Below are 16,308 nucleotides of genomic sequence, written 5' to 3'. Positions count from 1 at the left end.
GCAATTCAACCGTTGGACGGGGTCACCCCGTCCAACGGGTAATTACTCAAAGATCACCTTTTCCCCGCTCTCGATCCAGGCCGGCATGCGGTCCTTGTAGGTAGCGTGTACCTGGGGGCGCTTGACCTTCAGGGTGGGGGTGAGCATATCGTTTTCGATACTGAAGGGGTGTTCTACCACGACGATGGTGGCTACTTTCTTGTAGCTGGCTAACTGCCCGTTTACTTCCTGCAGTTGAGCGGTAAGGCTACCGCGCACTGCCGCCCTGCCCTTCACCTCCGCACTTTCGGAGAGTGCAACGAGCAGCAGTGGTTGGGGCATTCCGAGGCCGAGAAGGCAAAGCTGATCGATGTCGGGATTGCCGGCAAACTTGTCCTCGATCTCGCTCGGGATGATGAATTTTGCCTTGGCGGTCTTGAAGGTATCCTTGACCCGGCCGATGAGGTAGAGAAACCCATCTTCGTCGATGCGGCCCTGATCGCCGGTGTGGAGCCAGCCGTCGGCGTCGATGGTTTCGGCGGTCTTTTCCGGCTCCTTGTAGTAGCCGACCATGGTGTAGGGGGCGCGGGTGAGGACTTCGCCGCTTTCCGGGTCGAGTTTACATTGGGTGCCGGGGAGGGTCTGCCCCACGGAACCCGGACGATCCTGCTCGGGGTAGATCATATGGCCCACGGCGCCGTTTTCGGTCATGGCGTAGGCCTCGGCGATGGGGATGCCGATACTTGCGAACCAATCCTTGACGTCCTGGGCGATCGGTGCGGCACCGGTCACGTTGCGCCGCGACTGGTGTAGACCCAAGCCCCTGCGGATCTTCCGTTTGATAAAATAGGAGACAATGGGAATTTTCAGTAGGCTGTCCAGCTTTTCCTGGGGTAACTTTTTGAGGACTCCCTGCCGCAGTTTCGTCCAGATGCGGGGTACGGCGAAAAAGAAAGTAGGGCGTGCGTCCTGAAGGTTTGCCGCGAAGCGCTCGATGCTTTCGGTGAAGAAGATTTCTCCTCCGTGGGTGAAGCACATGGTCTCGATGGTCCCGCGCTCGGCGACGTGGTTAAGGGGAAGGAAGGAGAAATAGCGGTTGTTGCCGTCGTAGTCGTTTGCCAGCGGGTTGCGGTCGTAGAGCTCCGCCATCAGGGCGATCTGGTTTTTTATACTCAGCATTACGCCCTTCGGCGGACCGGTCGTGCCGGAGGTAAAGATGATGGTCCACAGGCCATTCCGATCCGGGACGGGCTGACCGGGCATGGGAGAATACTCGTTCAGAATTTCTTCCCACGCCTTGCCTCTTTCCACCAGAGAATTATCGGGGTAGTGAGGAAACCGAATGACGGGGAGGTTATCGGGCACACCCAACTTCATGGTTTCCCAAACCTCGGTTTTGCCGACGAAGAGCAGGTCGATGTCCCCCAACTCGATCACCTGGGCGATCTGCGGTCCGGTGAGAGTAGCGAAGAAGGGCACGCTCACGTGACCGGCCATCATGATCGCCAGATCGGCAATGATCCACTCCCGGCAGTTCTTGGACACCAGGCCGATGTGGCTGCCCGGCTTCAGGTCTTGCTCCAGGAGGTAAGCGGCGATCTTGCGGGCCATTTTTCCGACCTCCCCCCAACTGTAGGTCTCCCACCGCTTACCGAAGGGCTGGTGCAGAAAGGGCTTGGCGGGATGCTCCACTTCTCTACGGTAGAAGGCTTCCAGGGTGGTCAGGTCGTACATGGTCGGGGAATAGTCTTATCAGATCGGTAAGGTAGTGAATGGTTTGTGGCGGTGTGGTTCGCGGCATCCCGCCGCGGCTTTAATGGTTCGTGGCGTCCCGCCGCGGTTATGGCGGTTCGTGACATCCTGCCGCGGTCATCCCGGTTCGTGGCGTCCCGCCGCGGCTATGGCGGCATCTCGCCGCGGTCATCCCGGTTTAGGATTGACTTCAGTGTTGGGTGAATCTCGTGGCACGCACCCCAGCGAGATGCCGGGAACCGACACGCCCCGGCGAGATGCCGGGAACCGACACGCCCCGGCGAGACGCCGGGAACCGATACGCCCCGGGAACCACCGGGAACCGACACACCCCACCAAAACGCTGTATATTTCCGCGAATACCAATATCCCCGCCAACTTGCCCCGAATTACTCAATTTCTCCTGCTCCTTTGCCTGTTGCTTTGCACCCGCGCCCCCGCCCAAACCACCAACAGCGAAGACGAACGGCCCCTCACGTATTACTTGCCCGACCTGGCCTACGATCCCGACATCCCGACGCCCGAAGAGTTTCTGGGGTGGCAGATCGGCGACTGGCACATTTCTCATGATTTGCAGCAGGCATACATGCGGTTGCTCGCAGCCAGTAGCGACCGGATCACCCTGGTCGAGATCGGCAAATCATACGAGCAACGGCCCCTGCTCAACCTGATCTTTACGAGTCCCGAAAATCAGGGACGACTGGACGAACTGCGGGAGCTGCACGTGAACTGGAACGCCGCGGATGGCGGACTAAGCGAAAACGACATCGATCGCGTACCCGCCGTGCTTTACCAGGGATTTAGCATCCACGGCAACGAACCCAGCGGAGCAAACGCCGCCCCCCTGGTCGCTTACTACCTTGCCGCCGCCCCCATGAGCGAGGTAGGGAAGGTGCTGGATAACAACATCGTCGTCTTCGACCCATCCTATAATCCGGACGGCCTCAATCGCTTCGCCAGCTGGGTCAACAGCCACAAGAACAAGGCCCTGACCGCCGACCCCGCCGATCGGGAGTACAACGAGGCCTATCCCCGCGGCCGCAGCAACCACTACTGGTTTGACCTCAACCGCGACTGGCTGCCCGTGCAGCACCCCGAAAGTCGGGCACGCATCGCCGCCTTCCACCGCTGGATGCCGAACGTGCTGACCGACCACCACGAAATGGGCAAGGACGCTACCTTCTTTTTCATGCCCGGCGCACCCACCCGCGTGCACCCATCCACGCCGAAGATCAACCAGGAACTGACCGCCAAAATCGGCACCTTCCACGCGGCGGCCCTCGATCAGATCGGCTCGCTGTACTACAGCGGGGAGGGTTACGATGACTTCTACTACGGAAAGGGATCGACCTACCCCGACATTCACGGCGCCGTCGGTATCCTCTTCGAGCAGGCGAGTTCGCGCGGGCACCTGCAGGAGACGGAAAACGGTGAACTGAACTTCCCGTTTACCGTCCGTAACCAAGTGACCACGGCGCTGAGTACCCTGAGCGCCTTTGCCGAACTGCGCAATGACCTGCTGACCTACCAGCGCGACTTTACCATCGGCGGAGTGACCCAGGACGGTTACGTGATCGAGGCCGACAACGACCCCGGTCGCGCCCGCGAACTGGCCAATATTCTGGCGCGCCACGACCTGCCGGTGCAGCACGGGGGAAGTGGAGAAACAGAAGCCTACTACGTACCCAAAACGCCCTTCAGCGAGGCGGCCTTCGAACCCATCCTGGAGTTCGAGGACAGCTTGTTTTACGACGTGTCCACCTTCTCGCTGCCCATGGCCTTCAACCTGCCCTTCCGGAAGGTGAGCGGGGGAACTCCGGGCGACCGCAACTGGACGGCCTACAATATGGAAGCGGACATGCCCGCCGTCGACCACGCCGCGGCGGACTACGCTTACCTGCTGCCCGCCAACGATTACTACTCTTCCAAAGCTATTTACCGCCTGCTCGACCGCGGCGTGCGGGTGAAGGTGAGCGACCAACCCTTCTCCATCGGTTCGGCGGCCAATTCCTTCGGACGGGGGACCATCATGGTGCCGGTGGTCGGTCAAAGCATGTCGGCGGAGGAACTACACGCCATCATCACCGAAGTAGAGAACGAGACCCACCTCGACTTTATCCCGGCCGGAAGCGGTACGGTGGATGCGGGCGGACTCATGTTCGGCTCCCGCTCCGCCTACCAGACGCTGCGTAAGCCGGAGATCGCCCTGATCGTGGAGGGAGGCACCAGCAGCCTGGACGCCGGAGAGGTGTGGCACCTGCTCGATCAGCGCTTCGACATTCCGATCACCAAACTGCCGATGGATGAAGTAGGCAGCACCGATCTTAGCCGCTACAACACCATCATCATGGTCGACGGCAACTACCGGGATATCGGCACCCAGGGGACTGAGGCGTTGCAAAACTGGATGGGACGCGACCGTGTCCTGATCACCACGGAACGCGCCGGCACCTGGGCCGCGGAAAACGGACTGGCCACCATCAAGACCCGCAAAGTGGCTAATCCGGATTCGTCGATCACCCAACGGCCCTACGAAAAAGCCTACCGCGACTATAGCGGCCGGGTGCTCGGTGGTTCTATTTACCAGGCCAAAGCCGACCTCACCCATCCCCTCCTCTTCGGCATGCAACGGGAAGAGATACCCCTGTTCCGCACCGGGACCCTGCTCTACGAACCGGCAAAGAATGTATACGCCACTCCGCTACGCTACAGCGACGAACCCCTTCTGAGTGGCTACAGTCCACGGCAATTCGCTAAGGCGGCAGCCGGTTCCGCGGGCGTGATCGTCAGCAGTAAGAACGGCGGACGGACCATCTCTTTCGCCAGCAATCCCAATTTCCGGGGATTCTGGTACGGGGGCAACCGCCTGTTCATGAACGCCATTATGTTCGGCCACACCATCTCCGGATCGGCGGTGGAGTAAACTACGCCCGCCCGCAGGCATTCTCCGGGGTAGACCTTTGTAATTATTCCGTCGGGGCACCCACGCTCCCGACCGCTGACCAATGCCCCTATGAAATTTTACGCCGCCCAGATCGACGCCATCGCCGAAGCCTTGCTCAACATCTTTATGAACGGAGCCTACGCCGACCGGGAGATCGCCCGTATCCTGAAGGCTGATAAGCGCCGCGGCAGCAAGGACCGGGCCTTCATTGCCGAGCACACCTACGGAGTAGTTCGCTATTACCGACTCTACAGTCACCTGGCGGGCGACGAACCCCGCAGTAAGGAAGACTGGTGGCGCCTCATCGGCATTCACCTTTTGCTGAATGGCTACGATGAACTGCCGCCGTGGCGGGAGTTCGCCGGACTCGACGCTGCCGAAATTAATGCACAACTTGCAACGGCCCGCAATAACCGCGCGCTGCGGGAGAGCATCCCCGACTGGCTCGATGAAGTAGGGGAGGAGCAACTGGGTGCCGACTGGACGGCCACCATCGGTGCCCTGAACGAGCAGGCCCCGGTCGTGCTACGCGTGAATCGGCTGAAGTCCGACCCGGCCACCGTCACCACTTCCCTCGCCGCGGAGGGCATCGTAGTGGAATCCATCTCCGGGGATGCCCTGCTGGTGACGGAGCGGAAGAACCTCTTCGCCACCAAGGCCTTCAAGAACGGGCTCTTCGAGGTGCAGGATTTCAGCAGCCAGCAGGCCGCTCCGGCCCTGGAAGTGGAGCCAGGTCATACGGTCATCGACGCCTGTGCCGGTGCCGGGGGCAAGAGCCTCCACCTCGCCGCCCTGATGCAAAACAAGGGGCGACTGCTTAGCCTGGACATCCACGGCTGGAAGCTCGACGAGCTCAAGCGACGGGCCCGCCGCAACGGGGTGGCCAACCTGGAAACCCGCCCCATCACAAGTTCTAAAATCATTAAGCGACTGACGGAAAAAGCGGACCGGGTGCTGCTAGACGTGCCCTGTTCCGGCCTCGGCGTGCTGCGCCGCAATCCCGACGCCAAGTGGAAACTTTCGCCCGACGTCATCGACCGCGTAGTGGCCGAACAACAACAGATCCTGAGTGGGTATGGCCGCATGGTCAAGCCCGGCGGGAAAATGGTCTACGCCACCTGTAGTATCCTGCCCCGCGAAAACGAGCGGCAAGTAGAAGAATTTTTAGCTTCGGAGGCCGGGAAGGACTGGACCCTGGAGCACCGTCAGTCGTTTTTGCCGCAGCGCGACGGTTACGATGGGTTCTTCGTGAGCCGGCTCTCTAAGACCTCGTAGCGGTCCATATTTCCGATGTTTTTCGCTTCGAATACGCCAACGTGACGGCAGCTGAATTCCGCGCTCAGTAGGTCGCAGGTCGTCCGGCTGATCGTCACTTCACCGGGGGAGCCGGCTTTCTCCAATCGGGCGGCCTGGTTAACCGTGTCCCCCCAGATGTCGTAGGCAAATTTTTTCTGGCCCACCACGCCCGCCACCACCGCGCCACTGTGAATGCCGATGCGCGCCGAAAAGATGCTCTCCTTATCCAGGTAGCGTTGAATCTCCAGGGCTGCCTGCACGGTATTCTTAGCGTGGTCTTCATTTTCTACGGGAACGCCCCCCACACACATGTACGCATCGCCGATCGTCTTGATCTTTTCCAGTCCGTGCCGCTCGATAATTTCGTCGAAGGTGCGGAAGGTCTGGTCCAGTAAGCGCACCAGTTCTTCCGGCTCCCGGCTACTAGCGATCTTGCTGAATCCCACGAAATCGGAAAACATCACGGTAGCGCTTTCGTACCGCCGGGCCGTCGCCTTCCCGGTGGCCTTGAGTTCCCGGGCAACGGTGTAGGGCAGGATATTCAGCAACAGCTCATCCGATCGCTGCTGCGCTTCCTGAATGCGGCCGTTCTTTTCACTCAGCAACGTCTGGTACCGTTGCACCGAGCGGTACCGGAGGTAGAGCAGTCCCAGGGCCACCAGAACGCCGGCTGCCAGTACGAGCAGAAAATTGCGCCGTTGAACCTCCTCCCGCGTGAGGGATTTCTGTTCGTCGAGCAGCATCTGCTGCCGCATCAGGAGCATGCTGTCGTTGAGGGTTTGAAACTGGAAGGAGTCGAGCTCCATGTCCTTCTTCTGCAGCAGCACCAGCTGCCTCAATTGACTGTCATTGAGCGCTTCGATCTCCTTGTTTTGCAGCACTACGATGGCGCTGAGGGCGGACTGGTCCAGCTCCGCTTCGGTAATCCGTTCGCTCAGTCGGTTGCGCAACCGGATGTCCCTGACCTCCGGCAATTCCCGAATTGTGATGGTGTCGTTGCCGCCGCGAATGTCCTTCAGTTGCTGGGCGATGGAATCCACGGTCGCTACCATCCCACTGTCCGTAAATCCGGTCGAGGCCAACCGTAGAAAGCGCACGCCGGCTACCCGATCTTTGCTTTCCGCGGCGGGGTCTTCCAGCAGGGCACGCCCGTGCAGGTAATTTCCGTAGGCTTCGATGTTGGTGAGCTGTTGCTGCCGACCTTCCTGAGTGAGCGCTTCGCTCTGGGCACGGGCCAGTCGGTACTTTCCCTGGCGGATCATTTGCTCGATGGCCGTTATCTGCCCGTCGTACCGGTTTTGGGCGGGCAACGCAGGAGCAAGGCAAATCAGGATAAACAGCAGGCAAAACCGGTTCATTGGCTGGGGGGGCGGGCAACAAGATAACCCTTGCCTAGTGGTTCGGGGAGGTGGTCTTCGGGGGGGGGGGAATAATTACTTGGTGGGGTCGTGGCCCCAGTTCTTCAGGCTGTAGGTCCAGTTGGTCTCGGTGACGTCTCCCTTCGGACGTTGGGCGAGGTGGCGGTGCACGTAGCCTACGACCTTGTTCATGTGAGCGTAATCCGCCTCCGTCAGATCTGCTTTCTTTTTATGCTTGATCTCCACGATCTTTTTTCCACTCTTGTGACCGGTGCTTTCGCCGGAGGAGTCGTCACCTACGGATTTTGATTCTTCGGTCTCGAGCCATTCCGTTAATTCCTTGGGGGCCATGTTGACTACCTCGCGGAACGCGTCGTAAATTTCTTCTGGTGATTTATCGGCCATAATCCTGTATTTTAATATAGAATAATCTTCCGACCGGCCATGTTCGTCGGGACGGATTCACACCTTACCGACGGGACATGAAAAACAGCCCCCTCCACACCGAGCGATACGGCAATTGCCTGCGAATCACAAGTGCATGGCGATCCTCCGCGGCGTACGCCCTGCTCGCCTTTTCTCTCGTGTGGGACGCAATGATCCTGATGTTTATGCTGTTCGGGGTCAACTGGCTTTATGTGTTTCACGTGTTGGTTGCGGTCTTCCTCACCTACTACGTGGTCGCGCTCTTTATCAACCGCACCGTGATCGAGGCTCGGGAGCACGAGCTCAGCATATCCCACGGCCCCCTGCCAACGTGGTTGCGCAACGTCACTGTACCGACGGCTTCCCTTCGCCAGATCTTCGTTAGGCCGGTCGGCGTCAGCAACGGCGATACGGGGGTGGGAGAATTTTGGCAGCTCACCGTCGAACTGAACGACGGTACGAGGATGGGTTTACTGAATCCTATGGCGGAAAAAGGTGCCCTCACCGAACTGGAACACAAACTGGAGGAGTTTATCCGTCTACCGGACGACGGCCGGATGGCGGAGCTAGAGCTGCCCGACCTGGAGGTGCTTGAAGCACTACTGCCCGACCGACACCGACCTTCTCAGGCGAATGCCGGGGTACCTTCCGAACTACGGCTGCTGCATACGGACCGCAGGAAGGCATTTGAATTTCACCGTGTCCGGGCCGGGGAGGTGGTCTGCATCTACGGTGCTCCCTACCGCATCGAGGAAAACGTACCCATTGACTGGAACGATCTTCGCCATCCGTCCGCCCGACTGATTGTGGCGAGTGCACCGGGGACGAAGCGGCATTTCTACTGCGAGCAGGCCGGATACCACTGGACGTACTTCGAGGAGCGCCCGCTTGACGCGGGAGAACGCGCCCACCTCGGATTTACTGATGATGATGTGAGGCCGGGTAGCCTACGCAACGGTGGCCAGCGGTTTTATCCCGGTGACCGGCATATGGGCAAACAGGCTGCGGAAGGGGAATCCGGTTCGGACATCGAGCAGTTCACTTACTTCACCTCACGCTCCTCGGAGCGCTTCCGTGCCTGGCGGATAGGGCAGGGCAAGTGGCAGGTTTCCGTTCAGGAGCCCATCGATGCGGGCTACCTGAAACTCCAAAATACGTTTAGGGTAGCCTAATCTTTATCCCCGGCAGCCTGATCCATTCGGTCCTCGAAGGCATCGCGGTCTCCACTCCTGATGGTTTCCACTTCGCTGTCGATCTCTTTTTCCAGAAAGTAATTCAGGACGGTCCGGATGGTAGCGATGGCGGCGAGTTTGCCGATCTGGTCCCAGCCCGGGGCAATGGCCGTACTGATGATGTCGGCGGCCAGTTGAAACTCGAGGGCAACGATCAGGTAGCGGGCCAGGGCCAGGCGGAGGGCGACAAAATCCTGGTCGCGGTGGGTAAAAATTCGGCCGGCGTACAACCAGAGCGAAATTAGCACGCCCCAGGCAATGACGAGCACGCCGCAGAGTTCCACCACGAGCTTGACCCACTCCGCAAAGTGGTAGATGTACCCCTCGGTGACTGCGTATATCGATTGCTCTTCCATCAGTGCAGGTAACTGGCTCCGTTGAGGTCGAGTACGCTCCCGGTGGTGAAAGCTGCCTCCGGGCTGGCCAAATACAGGACGGCGCGGGCCACCTCCTCCACCGTGGCAACGCGATTTAGGGGACTCTGTGCCCGTACGGCGTCTCCGGCGGTACCCTGCAGGTGGGGCCGGACCATGGCCGTCTCGATGAAGCCCGGAGCGATGGCGTGTACGGTTATGTTGTCTTTGCCCACTTCCTGGGCCAGGGACTGGCTCAGGCTGTGCAGCCCGGCTTTGGCGGCGCCGTAACCGATCTGGCCCGCCTCACCCCGGTACGCTCCCCGGCTGCCGATGTTGATGATCGTCCCGCGGCCCCGCCCGCGCATGTGCTGAATGGCCTGGTAGGCGGCGGCGGCCGGCCCGACCAAATTGGTGTTGAGGGTTACCTGAAACGTAGCCAGCCACTCCTCGAAGGTTAAAGTGCCGTCTACCGGGTGGGGCCGGAAGATGCCCGCGTTGTTGACGAGTATATCCAGGTGACCCAGTTTCGTGACCGCGCTATCAACCAGTCTGCGGGCGGCTGCGGGGTCGCTCACATCGGCCTGTAGCAGGCAGTGTCCCGCTCCCGGTAGTGCCGCCAGTACGTCCTTAGCGTCTTCGGCGCCCTGTCGGTAGTGGACGCAAACCCTGGCACCGGCGCGGGCGAGTAAAAGCGCGGTGGCCTTTCCCACGCCGCGGCTGCTGCCCGTGACGAGCGCGGTGCGGCCGCTGAAGTCGACTGTTATCATAATGTAAATGTATAAGGCATGCCAATACTATTGCAGGGCTCGTGGCGTATTAAGTGGGTTAGCCCTTCCACTTATGAACACACGTACATTGTTTTTCTTACTCCCGTTGTTCATTGCAACCGGACTTACCGCACAATCAACTTCGCTGTCGGAAAAGGACCGGGAGGAAATGAGTGAGGTGGCGGGGCGCATGTCCGACTTAATCACTACGGTGTACACCGACAGTTCGGAGGTCGCCCGCTTCACCGCCTGCCGCGACCTGATTCGGGAACTCGTAACGGCCCTGGACCGGCCAAACTCCTTTCGGTACGATTTTTCGGGCCTCCAGGGGTTGAGCGTTCAGTATCCCGCCGATAGTACGTTTCGGATATTTTCCTGGGAACTCAACGTCAGCCGCGACGAATATCGACACTACGGGGCCATTCAGATGAATACCGAATCACTGAGCCTAGTGCCTCTGCTCGATCGTGGGGCCGATTGGCTGGAGAACCCCGAAAACGCCATTGTCGGTGCCGACAATTGGTTAGGGTACGCGGTATATCGGATCATCGACGGGGGCACGTACGAAGGCAGGCCCTACTATTTTCTTCTCGGCTACGACAGCTACGAGGCTTACCGCCGGCGCAAAATCCTGGACGTACTCCGCTTCGACAAGGCGGGCAAACCGATTTTCGGACTTCCGGTCTTCGAAACCTACACCGATTCAGAATTGCTCCTCAGCGACCGGGCCCGGATCATTCTGGAGTACGGTGCCGAAGCAACGGTTGCCCTGCGCTACGATAAAGAACTGGGGGGCATCGTGTACGAAAACCTCATCATGGTTCCCGGCAACTACGGCGAGGGACCGGTCAATATGCCGGACGGCAGTTACCACCTTTTGACGGTATCCCCGGAGGGAATTTGGCGGGAGGAAGAACAACTGTTTAACCACAAGTACGAAGAAGCCCCCCGTGAGGCGGCTAAACCTGACGAGGGGCTCGATCTGATTGGTCGTAGCCGTAAGGGCGGCGGCCGGTAAAAAGCGCTGACTTACTTAGCGGCGGCGGAGATCGGGAAACTGATCGTCATATCCGCCCACATCAGTTGAATGTTGTTTCCTTCCAGGGCGAAATCCATCCGCTCGGCCTGAGTACTGCTCATCTTGGCGGTGCCCTTGACCCGCACTACATCGTCGGCTTCGGCGTAATCGTACGCGCCCCACTGATCGGCGGTCTTATTGAAGATGATCGTCCAGTCGTGCATATCTGCGGGAAGGGTGAATAGGGAATACGTCCCGGCGGCCAGGTCCTTGCCTTCGGCACCTACTTTGACCGGTTGGGCGAAGGTGATGCGGGTGGCTTCGTTCGCCCCGGTACGCCATACCTGGCCGTAGGGGACCAGGTCGCCATAAATGGTACGGCCGTTAACGGCAGGACTACCGTAGTTGATGGTTACGTCTACCCCGTCAACCTTGCCCTTCAGTTCCTTGCGTGGGCTTTTGATGGTGGTGTCCAGCGTGGTCAAAGTGTAGTTGCGACCGTTCGTTGCGGCGGACTGGTCCGCGGCGGGCATGGTTTCGCCAGCTGCCGGAGTTTGGCTGGTATCAGCGGTGTTTCCAGTGGGCGGGGTGTTACAGCTGGCGGCAAATAACAGGCCGCAGAAAACGAGGCAATAGCAGGTGATGCGTTGCATAAGATGGTTGGTTTGGTGAATTCAGTTTGTAGTTATATCAGTCTATTTAACGTCACAACGGGTAAAATGTGGAGTTACCCCACCGCTTTTTTATCCCGACTGCGTAGGCGTTCGGCGGAAAACGGCGACGGCGCGTAGCCGGTCCATCCCCCATCCACGTACAATTGTTGCCCGGTAATGTGGCTGGCGGCGGGGCTGAGGAGAAAGCCGACGGCCGCCGCGACGTCCTCCGGAAGTCCTACCCGACCATTGGGGTTGAGTTCGGCCCAGATGCCCGCGTAATCGGGTTCCTCGACGGAAGTACGGGCCGTCAGGGTAGCCCCCGGAGCTACACAATTCACCGTTATTCCGAGGGGGCCGAGGTCAAGGGTGAGCTGCTGCGCCAGCATGGCGATGGCGGCCTTCGACATGCCGTACGCGGCGAGGTTGTGGTACGCCCGGCTGCCCACGTTGGAGCCGATCAGAATGATCCGTCCGCCGCTTTCCTGCTCCCGCAGTTTGTTGCCCGCCGCCTGGGCGAGAAAGAACGTCCCCCTCAGGTTTAGGTCTACAATCTTCTGAAAACTCTTTTCCGTAAAGGTGAAGAAGTCGCCAAACTCCGTAAGGCCCGCATTGGCTACGACCAGTTCGAACCGGCAACCGTCTAGCCCGGCGGCGTAGTCCACCATCCGGTAAATGAAATCGACGCAACCGGCATCCCCGGCGTAGGCCAGGGCACGGCCCCGATCGAGTGCATTGAGCTCGGCAACGGCTTCCTCCACCGCTGTGACATCGATGTCGTTCAGCACGACCGTCGCGCCGTGCTCGATCAGGTATTTGGCGATACCGTAACCGATGCCCTTGGCGGCACCGGTTACAATGGCAGCCTTACCGGCAAAGTCTTTAACATCCATTATTTTACGTTTGTCATCCGCCCGGTTGCGGGGTGCAACTTGCGTGGTGAAGCGGCCGCGGCGCGTATGCTGCCGATGCCGGAGGTAAAAGGCCGATCCGTCATTATAGTTTTACCTTGCCGCCAGAATTAGGGTCCGCCCCCGCCACAATCTGCCCCCATGCTCGTCTACCACGACCTTCTCCGTCACATCCTGGCCACCGGTACCCCCAAAGGCGACCGCACGGGTACGGGGACCCTTTCGGTGTTCGGGCACCAGGCGCGGTATTCGCTCCGGGAAGGATTTCCGCTGCTGACCACGAAAAGGATCCACTGGAAAAGCGTCGTGCACGAACTGCTCTGGTTCATCCGGGGGGACACCAACATCCGGTACCTCGTACAGAATGGGGTCCGAATCTGGAACGAGTGGCCCTTCCAGCACTACCTGGAAGAGACGGGGCAGGCCGGTGCGCTACCCAAGCACGGGCCGGCCTGGAAGGAGGCCATGCGGGAGTTTACGAAGCGGATTGCGGAGGATGAGGATTTCGCCGCCCAGTGGGGTGAACTGGGGCCCGTCTACGGCAAACAGTGGCGCGACTTCAACGGCATCGATCAATTGTCGGAGGTGATCGAGGGGATAAAGACGAGCCCCGATAGCCGTCGCCTGCTGGTCACGGCCTGGAACCCTGCGGACATCCCGGAAATGGTGAAGGCCGGACTTCCCCCCTGCCATACGCTCTTTCAGTTTTACGTAGCGGAGGGCCGGCTCAGTTGCCAGCTGTACCAACGCTCGGCCGACGTCTTCCTCGGCGTACCCTTCAATATTGCGTCCTACGCCCTGCTCACCCACCTGGTTGCCCGGGAATGCGGCCTGCAGGTGGGGGATTTCGTGCATACCCTCGGGGACGCCCACCTCTACACCAATCACCTCGACCAGGCCCGTGAGCAACTGAGTCGCAGCCCCCGCCTGCTGCCCCGGATCCACATTGCTCCCAGCGCCCCCGCCCTGTTTGACATCCGCTTCGAGGACATCGAACTGCTCGATTACGATCCCTGGCCCAGCATCAAAGCTCCGATAGCCGTCTGACTATGCTGAACGTAAACGAGGAGCTGGAGCAGGCCGCCGCGGAGTATAAGTCGAACCGCAAGTTCGTATCCAGGCTGCGCAATCGCCCACCGGCCAACCTCGACCGGCAGGTACACGATCTACACGACCGGGTCTTCTCGGAAATCGACTGTCTCGACTGCGCCAACTGCTGCAAGACGACGAGTCCGATCTTTCGCGACATCGACATCGACCGGCTCTCCCGCCACCTGGGCATCCGACCCGCCGAATTGGTGGAACGGCACCTGCACCTCGACAACGAGGGCGATTATGTGCTCAACGTGGCCCCCTGCCCGTTCCTGGGCCCCGACAACTACTGCTCCGTTTACGCCGCCCGGCCCCGGGCCTGCCGGGAGTATCCGCACACCGACCGTAAGAACATGCTGCAGATTCTCCCGTTGACTTTGCGCAACACCCTGGTATGCCCCGCAGTGGCCCGTATTTTGCGGAGGCTGCGTAAATAATTGACATGGATAGGATTATGCGACTCATTCGCACCTTCAGTAAGCAGGCCGTCAGAAGCGTTGCGTTCTTGCCCGTACCGATGATCGTGGCGGCGGTCCTCCTGGGGTTTCTGTTTTATTTCCTGGAAAACTCCACCGAGATAAGCAAAACGACCACGGACATATTTCCGGCGCTCGCCATTACGAGTCAGGATACCGCGCGCACCATTCTGGGGATGTTCATCGGAGGATTGATCACCCTTACGGTGTTTACCTTTTCCCAGATCATGATCCTGCTGAATCAGGTCGCGTCAAGTTACAGCCCGCGCTTGCTGCCGAAACTGACGGGAGACCGATCCCTGCAATTCGTCATGGGGCTCAACCTGGCCACCATCGTCCTGACCATCACGGTACTGCTTTCAATACGCAGCAACGACGACTTCAAGATTCCCAATTTTTCCATCCTCGTTTGTACGGTTCTTGGTATCACTTGCCTGTGTCTGTTCGTGTATTTCGTTACGGCCATCACGAAAAAAATTCAGGTGGATAGCATCATCGATGCCTCCGCACGGGACTCACTGCGCGGGATCGAGAAAGAATCCGAGCTGGAGGGAGAGGGATTTTCGGAAGGAAGCATACCCCAGGAAGTCAAGCAGTGGTACGGCATTCCCTCGCCGATCAGCGGTTACGTCGGCACCGTGGACCATAAGTCCCTGTCGGAATTTGCGCGAGAGTTCGATACCCGCATTTACATTGGCGTAAGGAAGGGGGATTTCGTCCCCAAGGATTTGCCCATGGTACAATCGGAACGGATGCTCACCGAAGAGCAGATCGACCGCGTCATGGCAACCGTTGCTCCGATACACGATCAGTTCGACGACTGGTATTTGCCCAACCTGAAGCAGCTTACGGAAATTGCACTGAAGGCACTATCCCCCGGCATCAACGATCCGGGTACCGCGCTGATGGTGATCGACCGGCAGACGGAAATCCTCAGCCGGCTGATGGCCGCGCCGCTGCACAACTACTTTCGCGCGAAGCAGGGGCACGACGTCTGGTTCGCCCGTCACGACTACGCCGAGGTACTCACGGCGCTGATGCAGGAAATGCGTTGTTACGGCAAGCAGGATCCCCTCGTGGTGCGCCGCTTGTTTCAGATGCTTTTCCACCTGATGTTGCTGTCGGGTGAATCGACCTACTACCGCCGCATCATCATGGTCGAGATCCACGCGCTGCTGGAAGACGCCCGGGCCAGTATTCGAAATTCCGTCGATCGCGGGGTGATTGCCCGGGAGTTACTCGGACAGCGCCGCAGGCTTCGAGCGGCACGACAACTGGTGATGCTGGAAGATACCCGGCGTAGCCAGCCCGGTATAGCGGGAAACACTAGAGCTTATAATTAGGCTCCAGGCGACCGCCCTTTTCGTCGTAAAACTCCTGGATGATAGCGAGTACTTCCTCCGGCGTGTCGACTACGGGAAGCAGGTCGATGTCTCCTTCGCTGATGGTCTTCTCGCGGGTAGACATGGTATCGAAGATCCATTCACGGAGCCCCGCCCAGTAACTCCTGCCCACCAGAATGACGGGCACCGGGGTGATCTTTTTGGTCTGGATCAGCGTGAGCACCTCGAAGAGCTCATCCATGGTGCCGAAGCCCCCCGGACAGCACACGAAGGCCTGGGCGTACTTGACGAACATCACCTTGCGCACGAAAAAATACCGGAAGTCGATGTCCTTATCGTGGTCAACGTATGCGTTGCTGCTCTGCTCGAAGGGCAGGTCGATGTTGAGCCCGATGCTGGCCCCCTTGCTGTCGTGGGCGCCCTTGTTGCCGGCTTCCATAATGCCGGGACCGCCACCGGTGATGATGCCATAACCCTGGCGAACGAGGAGCCTGCCGATCTCGGTAGCCGTTTTGTAATACTTGTGATCCGGCTTGGTGCGGGCCGAACCGAATATGCTTACGCAGGGTCCGATGCGGTTCATCACCTCGAAGCCTTCGACAAATTCACTGATCACCTTAAACATGGTCCAACTGTTCTCGCCGAAGGGCTCGGTGTTCCAGCGGCGGGGGGCCTGACGCTCAAGCCCAGAAAAATCACTCATAA

At 59.4% G+C, this 16,308-nt stretch carries 15 protein-coding genes; 7 read left to right on the top strand and 8 right to left on the bottom strand.

The genetic code is table 11. The annotated features are described in order from the left end of the window. Window positions 1-42: 42 nt before the first annotated feature. Window positions 43-1,713, bottom strand: a complete 1,671-nt coding sequence (locus GGR28_RS05600; protein ID WP_183494759.1) for an AMP-binding protein — start codon at window positions 1,711-1,713, stop codon at window positions 43-45. A gap of 397 nt (window positions 1,714-2,110) precedes the next feature. Here GGR28_RS05600 and GGR28_RS05595 point away from each other — a divergent pair, with 397 nt between their 5' ends. Both GGR28_RS05595 and GGR28_RS05590 read left to right on the top strand, forming a co-directional pair. Then, window positions 2,111-4,654: a M14 metallopeptidase family protein gene (locus GGR28_RS05595; protein WP_246416357.1), complete on the top strand. Its 2,544-nt coding sequence runs from the start codon at window positions 2,111-2,113 to the stop codon at window positions 4,652-4,654. 90 nt (window positions 4,655-4,744) lie between these two features. After that, window positions 4,745-5,950: an RsmB/NOP family class I SAM-dependent RNA methyltransferase gene (locus GGR28_RS05590; protein ID WP_183494758.1), complete on the top strand. Its 1,206-nt coding sequence runs from the start codon at window positions 4,745-4,747 to the stop codon at window positions 5,948-5,950. Here GGR28_RS05590 and GGR28_RS05585 read toward each other — a convergent pair. Together GGR28_RS05585 and GGR28_RS05580 are read right to left on the bottom strand one after the other, a co-directional pair. After that, window positions 5,908-7,329 (bottom strand): adenylate/guanylate cyclase domain-containing protein, encoded by a 1,422-nt coding sequence (locus GGR28_RS05585; RefSeq protein WP_183494757.1) that lies wholly within the window; start codon window positions 7,327-7,329, stop codon window positions 5,908-5,910. The two genes, GGR28_RS05590 and GGR28_RS05585, sit on opposite strands and share 43 nt — an antisense overlap. A gap of 75 nt (window positions 7,330-7,404) precedes the next feature. Then, window positions 7,405-7,734: a DUF3140 domain-containing protein gene (locus GGR28_RS05580; RefSeq protein WP_183494756.1), complete on the bottom strand. Its 330-nt coding sequence runs from the start codon at window positions 7,732-7,734 to the stop codon at window positions 7,405-7,407. A 77-nt stretch (window positions 7,735-7,811) separates the two neighbouring features. Between GGR28_RS05580 and GGR28_RS05575 the strand changes: the two genes are divergently transcribed. Beyond that, window positions 7,812-8,927, top strand: a complete 1,116-nt coding sequence (locus GGR28_RS05575; protein ID WP_183494755.1) for a hypothetical protein — start codon at window positions 7,812-7,814, stop codon at window positions 8,925-8,927. Here the strand turns inward: GGR28_RS05575 and GGR28_RS05570 are convergent. Continuing rightward, complete coding sequence (locus GGR28_RS05570) at window positions 8,924-9,343, bottom strand: DUF1622 domain-containing protein (RefSeq protein ID WP_183494754.1); 420 nt, start codon at window positions 9,341-9,343, stop codon at window positions 8,924-8,926. The two genes, GGR28_RS05575 and GGR28_RS05570, sit on opposite strands and share 4 nt — an antisense overlap. Then, entirely contained in the window at window positions 9,343-10,110 is a 768-nt protein-coding gene (locus GGR28_RS05565; protein WP_183494753.1) for an SDR family NAD(P)-dependent oxidoreductase, read from the bottom strand. Before GGR28_RS05565 ends, GGR28_RS05570 begins: the two co-directional genes overlap by 1 nt. 73 nt (window positions 10,111-10,183) lie before the next feature. Here GGR28_RS05565 and GGR28_RS05560 point away from each other — a divergent pair, with 73 nt between their 5' ends. Then, window positions 10,184-11,128 carry a hypothetical protein gene (locus tag GGR28_RS05560; protein WP_183494752.1) on the top strand — a complete coding sequence of 315 codons (945 nt, stop codon included), beginning with the start codon at window positions 10,184-10,186 and terminating at the stop codon, window positions 11,126-11,128. An 11-nt stretch (window positions 11,129-11,139) separates the two neighbouring features. Here the strand turns inward: GGR28_RS05560 and GGR28_RS05555 are convergent, their stop codons facing one another. Next, window positions 11,140-11,781: a DUF2911 domain-containing protein gene (locus GGR28_RS05555; protein WP_246416355.1), complete on the bottom strand. Its 642-nt coding sequence runs from the start codon at window positions 11,779-11,781 to the stop codon at window positions 11,140-11,142. Between the two features lie 74 nt (window positions 11,782-11,855). Then, window positions 11,856-12,674 (bottom strand): SDR family NAD(P)-dependent oxidoreductase, encoded by an 819-nt coding sequence (locus GGR28_RS05550; protein WP_183494751.1) that lies wholly within the window; start codon window positions 12,672-12,674, stop codon window positions 11,856-11,858. Between the two features lie 159 nt (window positions 12,675-12,833). Here GGR28_RS05550 and thyA point away from each other — a divergent pair, with 159 nt between their 5' ends. The 3 genes from thyA to GGR28_RS05535 are packed head-to-tail and all read left to right on the top strand — an operon-like array spanning window position 12,834 to window position 15,603. Beyond that, complete coding sequence (gene thyA, locus GGR28_RS05545) at window positions 12,834-13,739, top strand: thymidylate synthase (RefSeq protein ID WP_183494750.1); 906 nt, start codon at window positions 12,834-12,836, stop codon at window positions 13,737-13,739. Between the two features lie 2 nt (window positions 13,740-13,741). After that, on the top strand, window positions 13,742-14,221 hold the full coding sequence (locus tag GGR28_RS05540) for a YkgJ family cysteine cluster protein (protein WP_183494749.1): 480 nt from the start codon (window positions 13,742-13,744) through the stop codon (window positions 14,219-14,221). Between the two features lie 5 nt (window positions 14,222-14,226). Then, entirely contained in the window at window positions 14,227-15,603 is a 1,377-nt protein-coding gene (locus tag GGR28_RS05535; protein WP_183494748.1) for a DUF2254 domain-containing protein, read from the top strand. On the opposite strand, the gene GGR28_RS05530 is transcribed toward GGR28_RS05535, so the two are convergent. Continuing rightward, window positions 15,587-16,306 (bottom strand): LOG family protein, encoded by a 720-nt coding sequence (locus tag GGR28_RS05530; RefSeq protein WP_183494747.1) that lies wholly within the window; start codon window positions 16,304-16,306, stop codon window positions 15,587-15,589. The two genes, GGR28_RS05535 and GGR28_RS05530, sit on opposite strands and share 17 nt — an antisense overlap. Window positions 16,307-16,308 lie beyond the last annotated feature (2 nt).

The organism is Neolewinella aquimaris (genome assembly GCF_014197245.1).
Classification (GTDB): Bacteria; Bacteroidota; Bacteroidia; order Chitinophagales; family Saprospiraceae; genus Neolewinella; species Neolewinella aquimaris.
The sequence above is the reverse complement of the archived record's forward strand: the minus strand, read 5'-3'. Positions and strand labels throughout refer to the sequence as shown.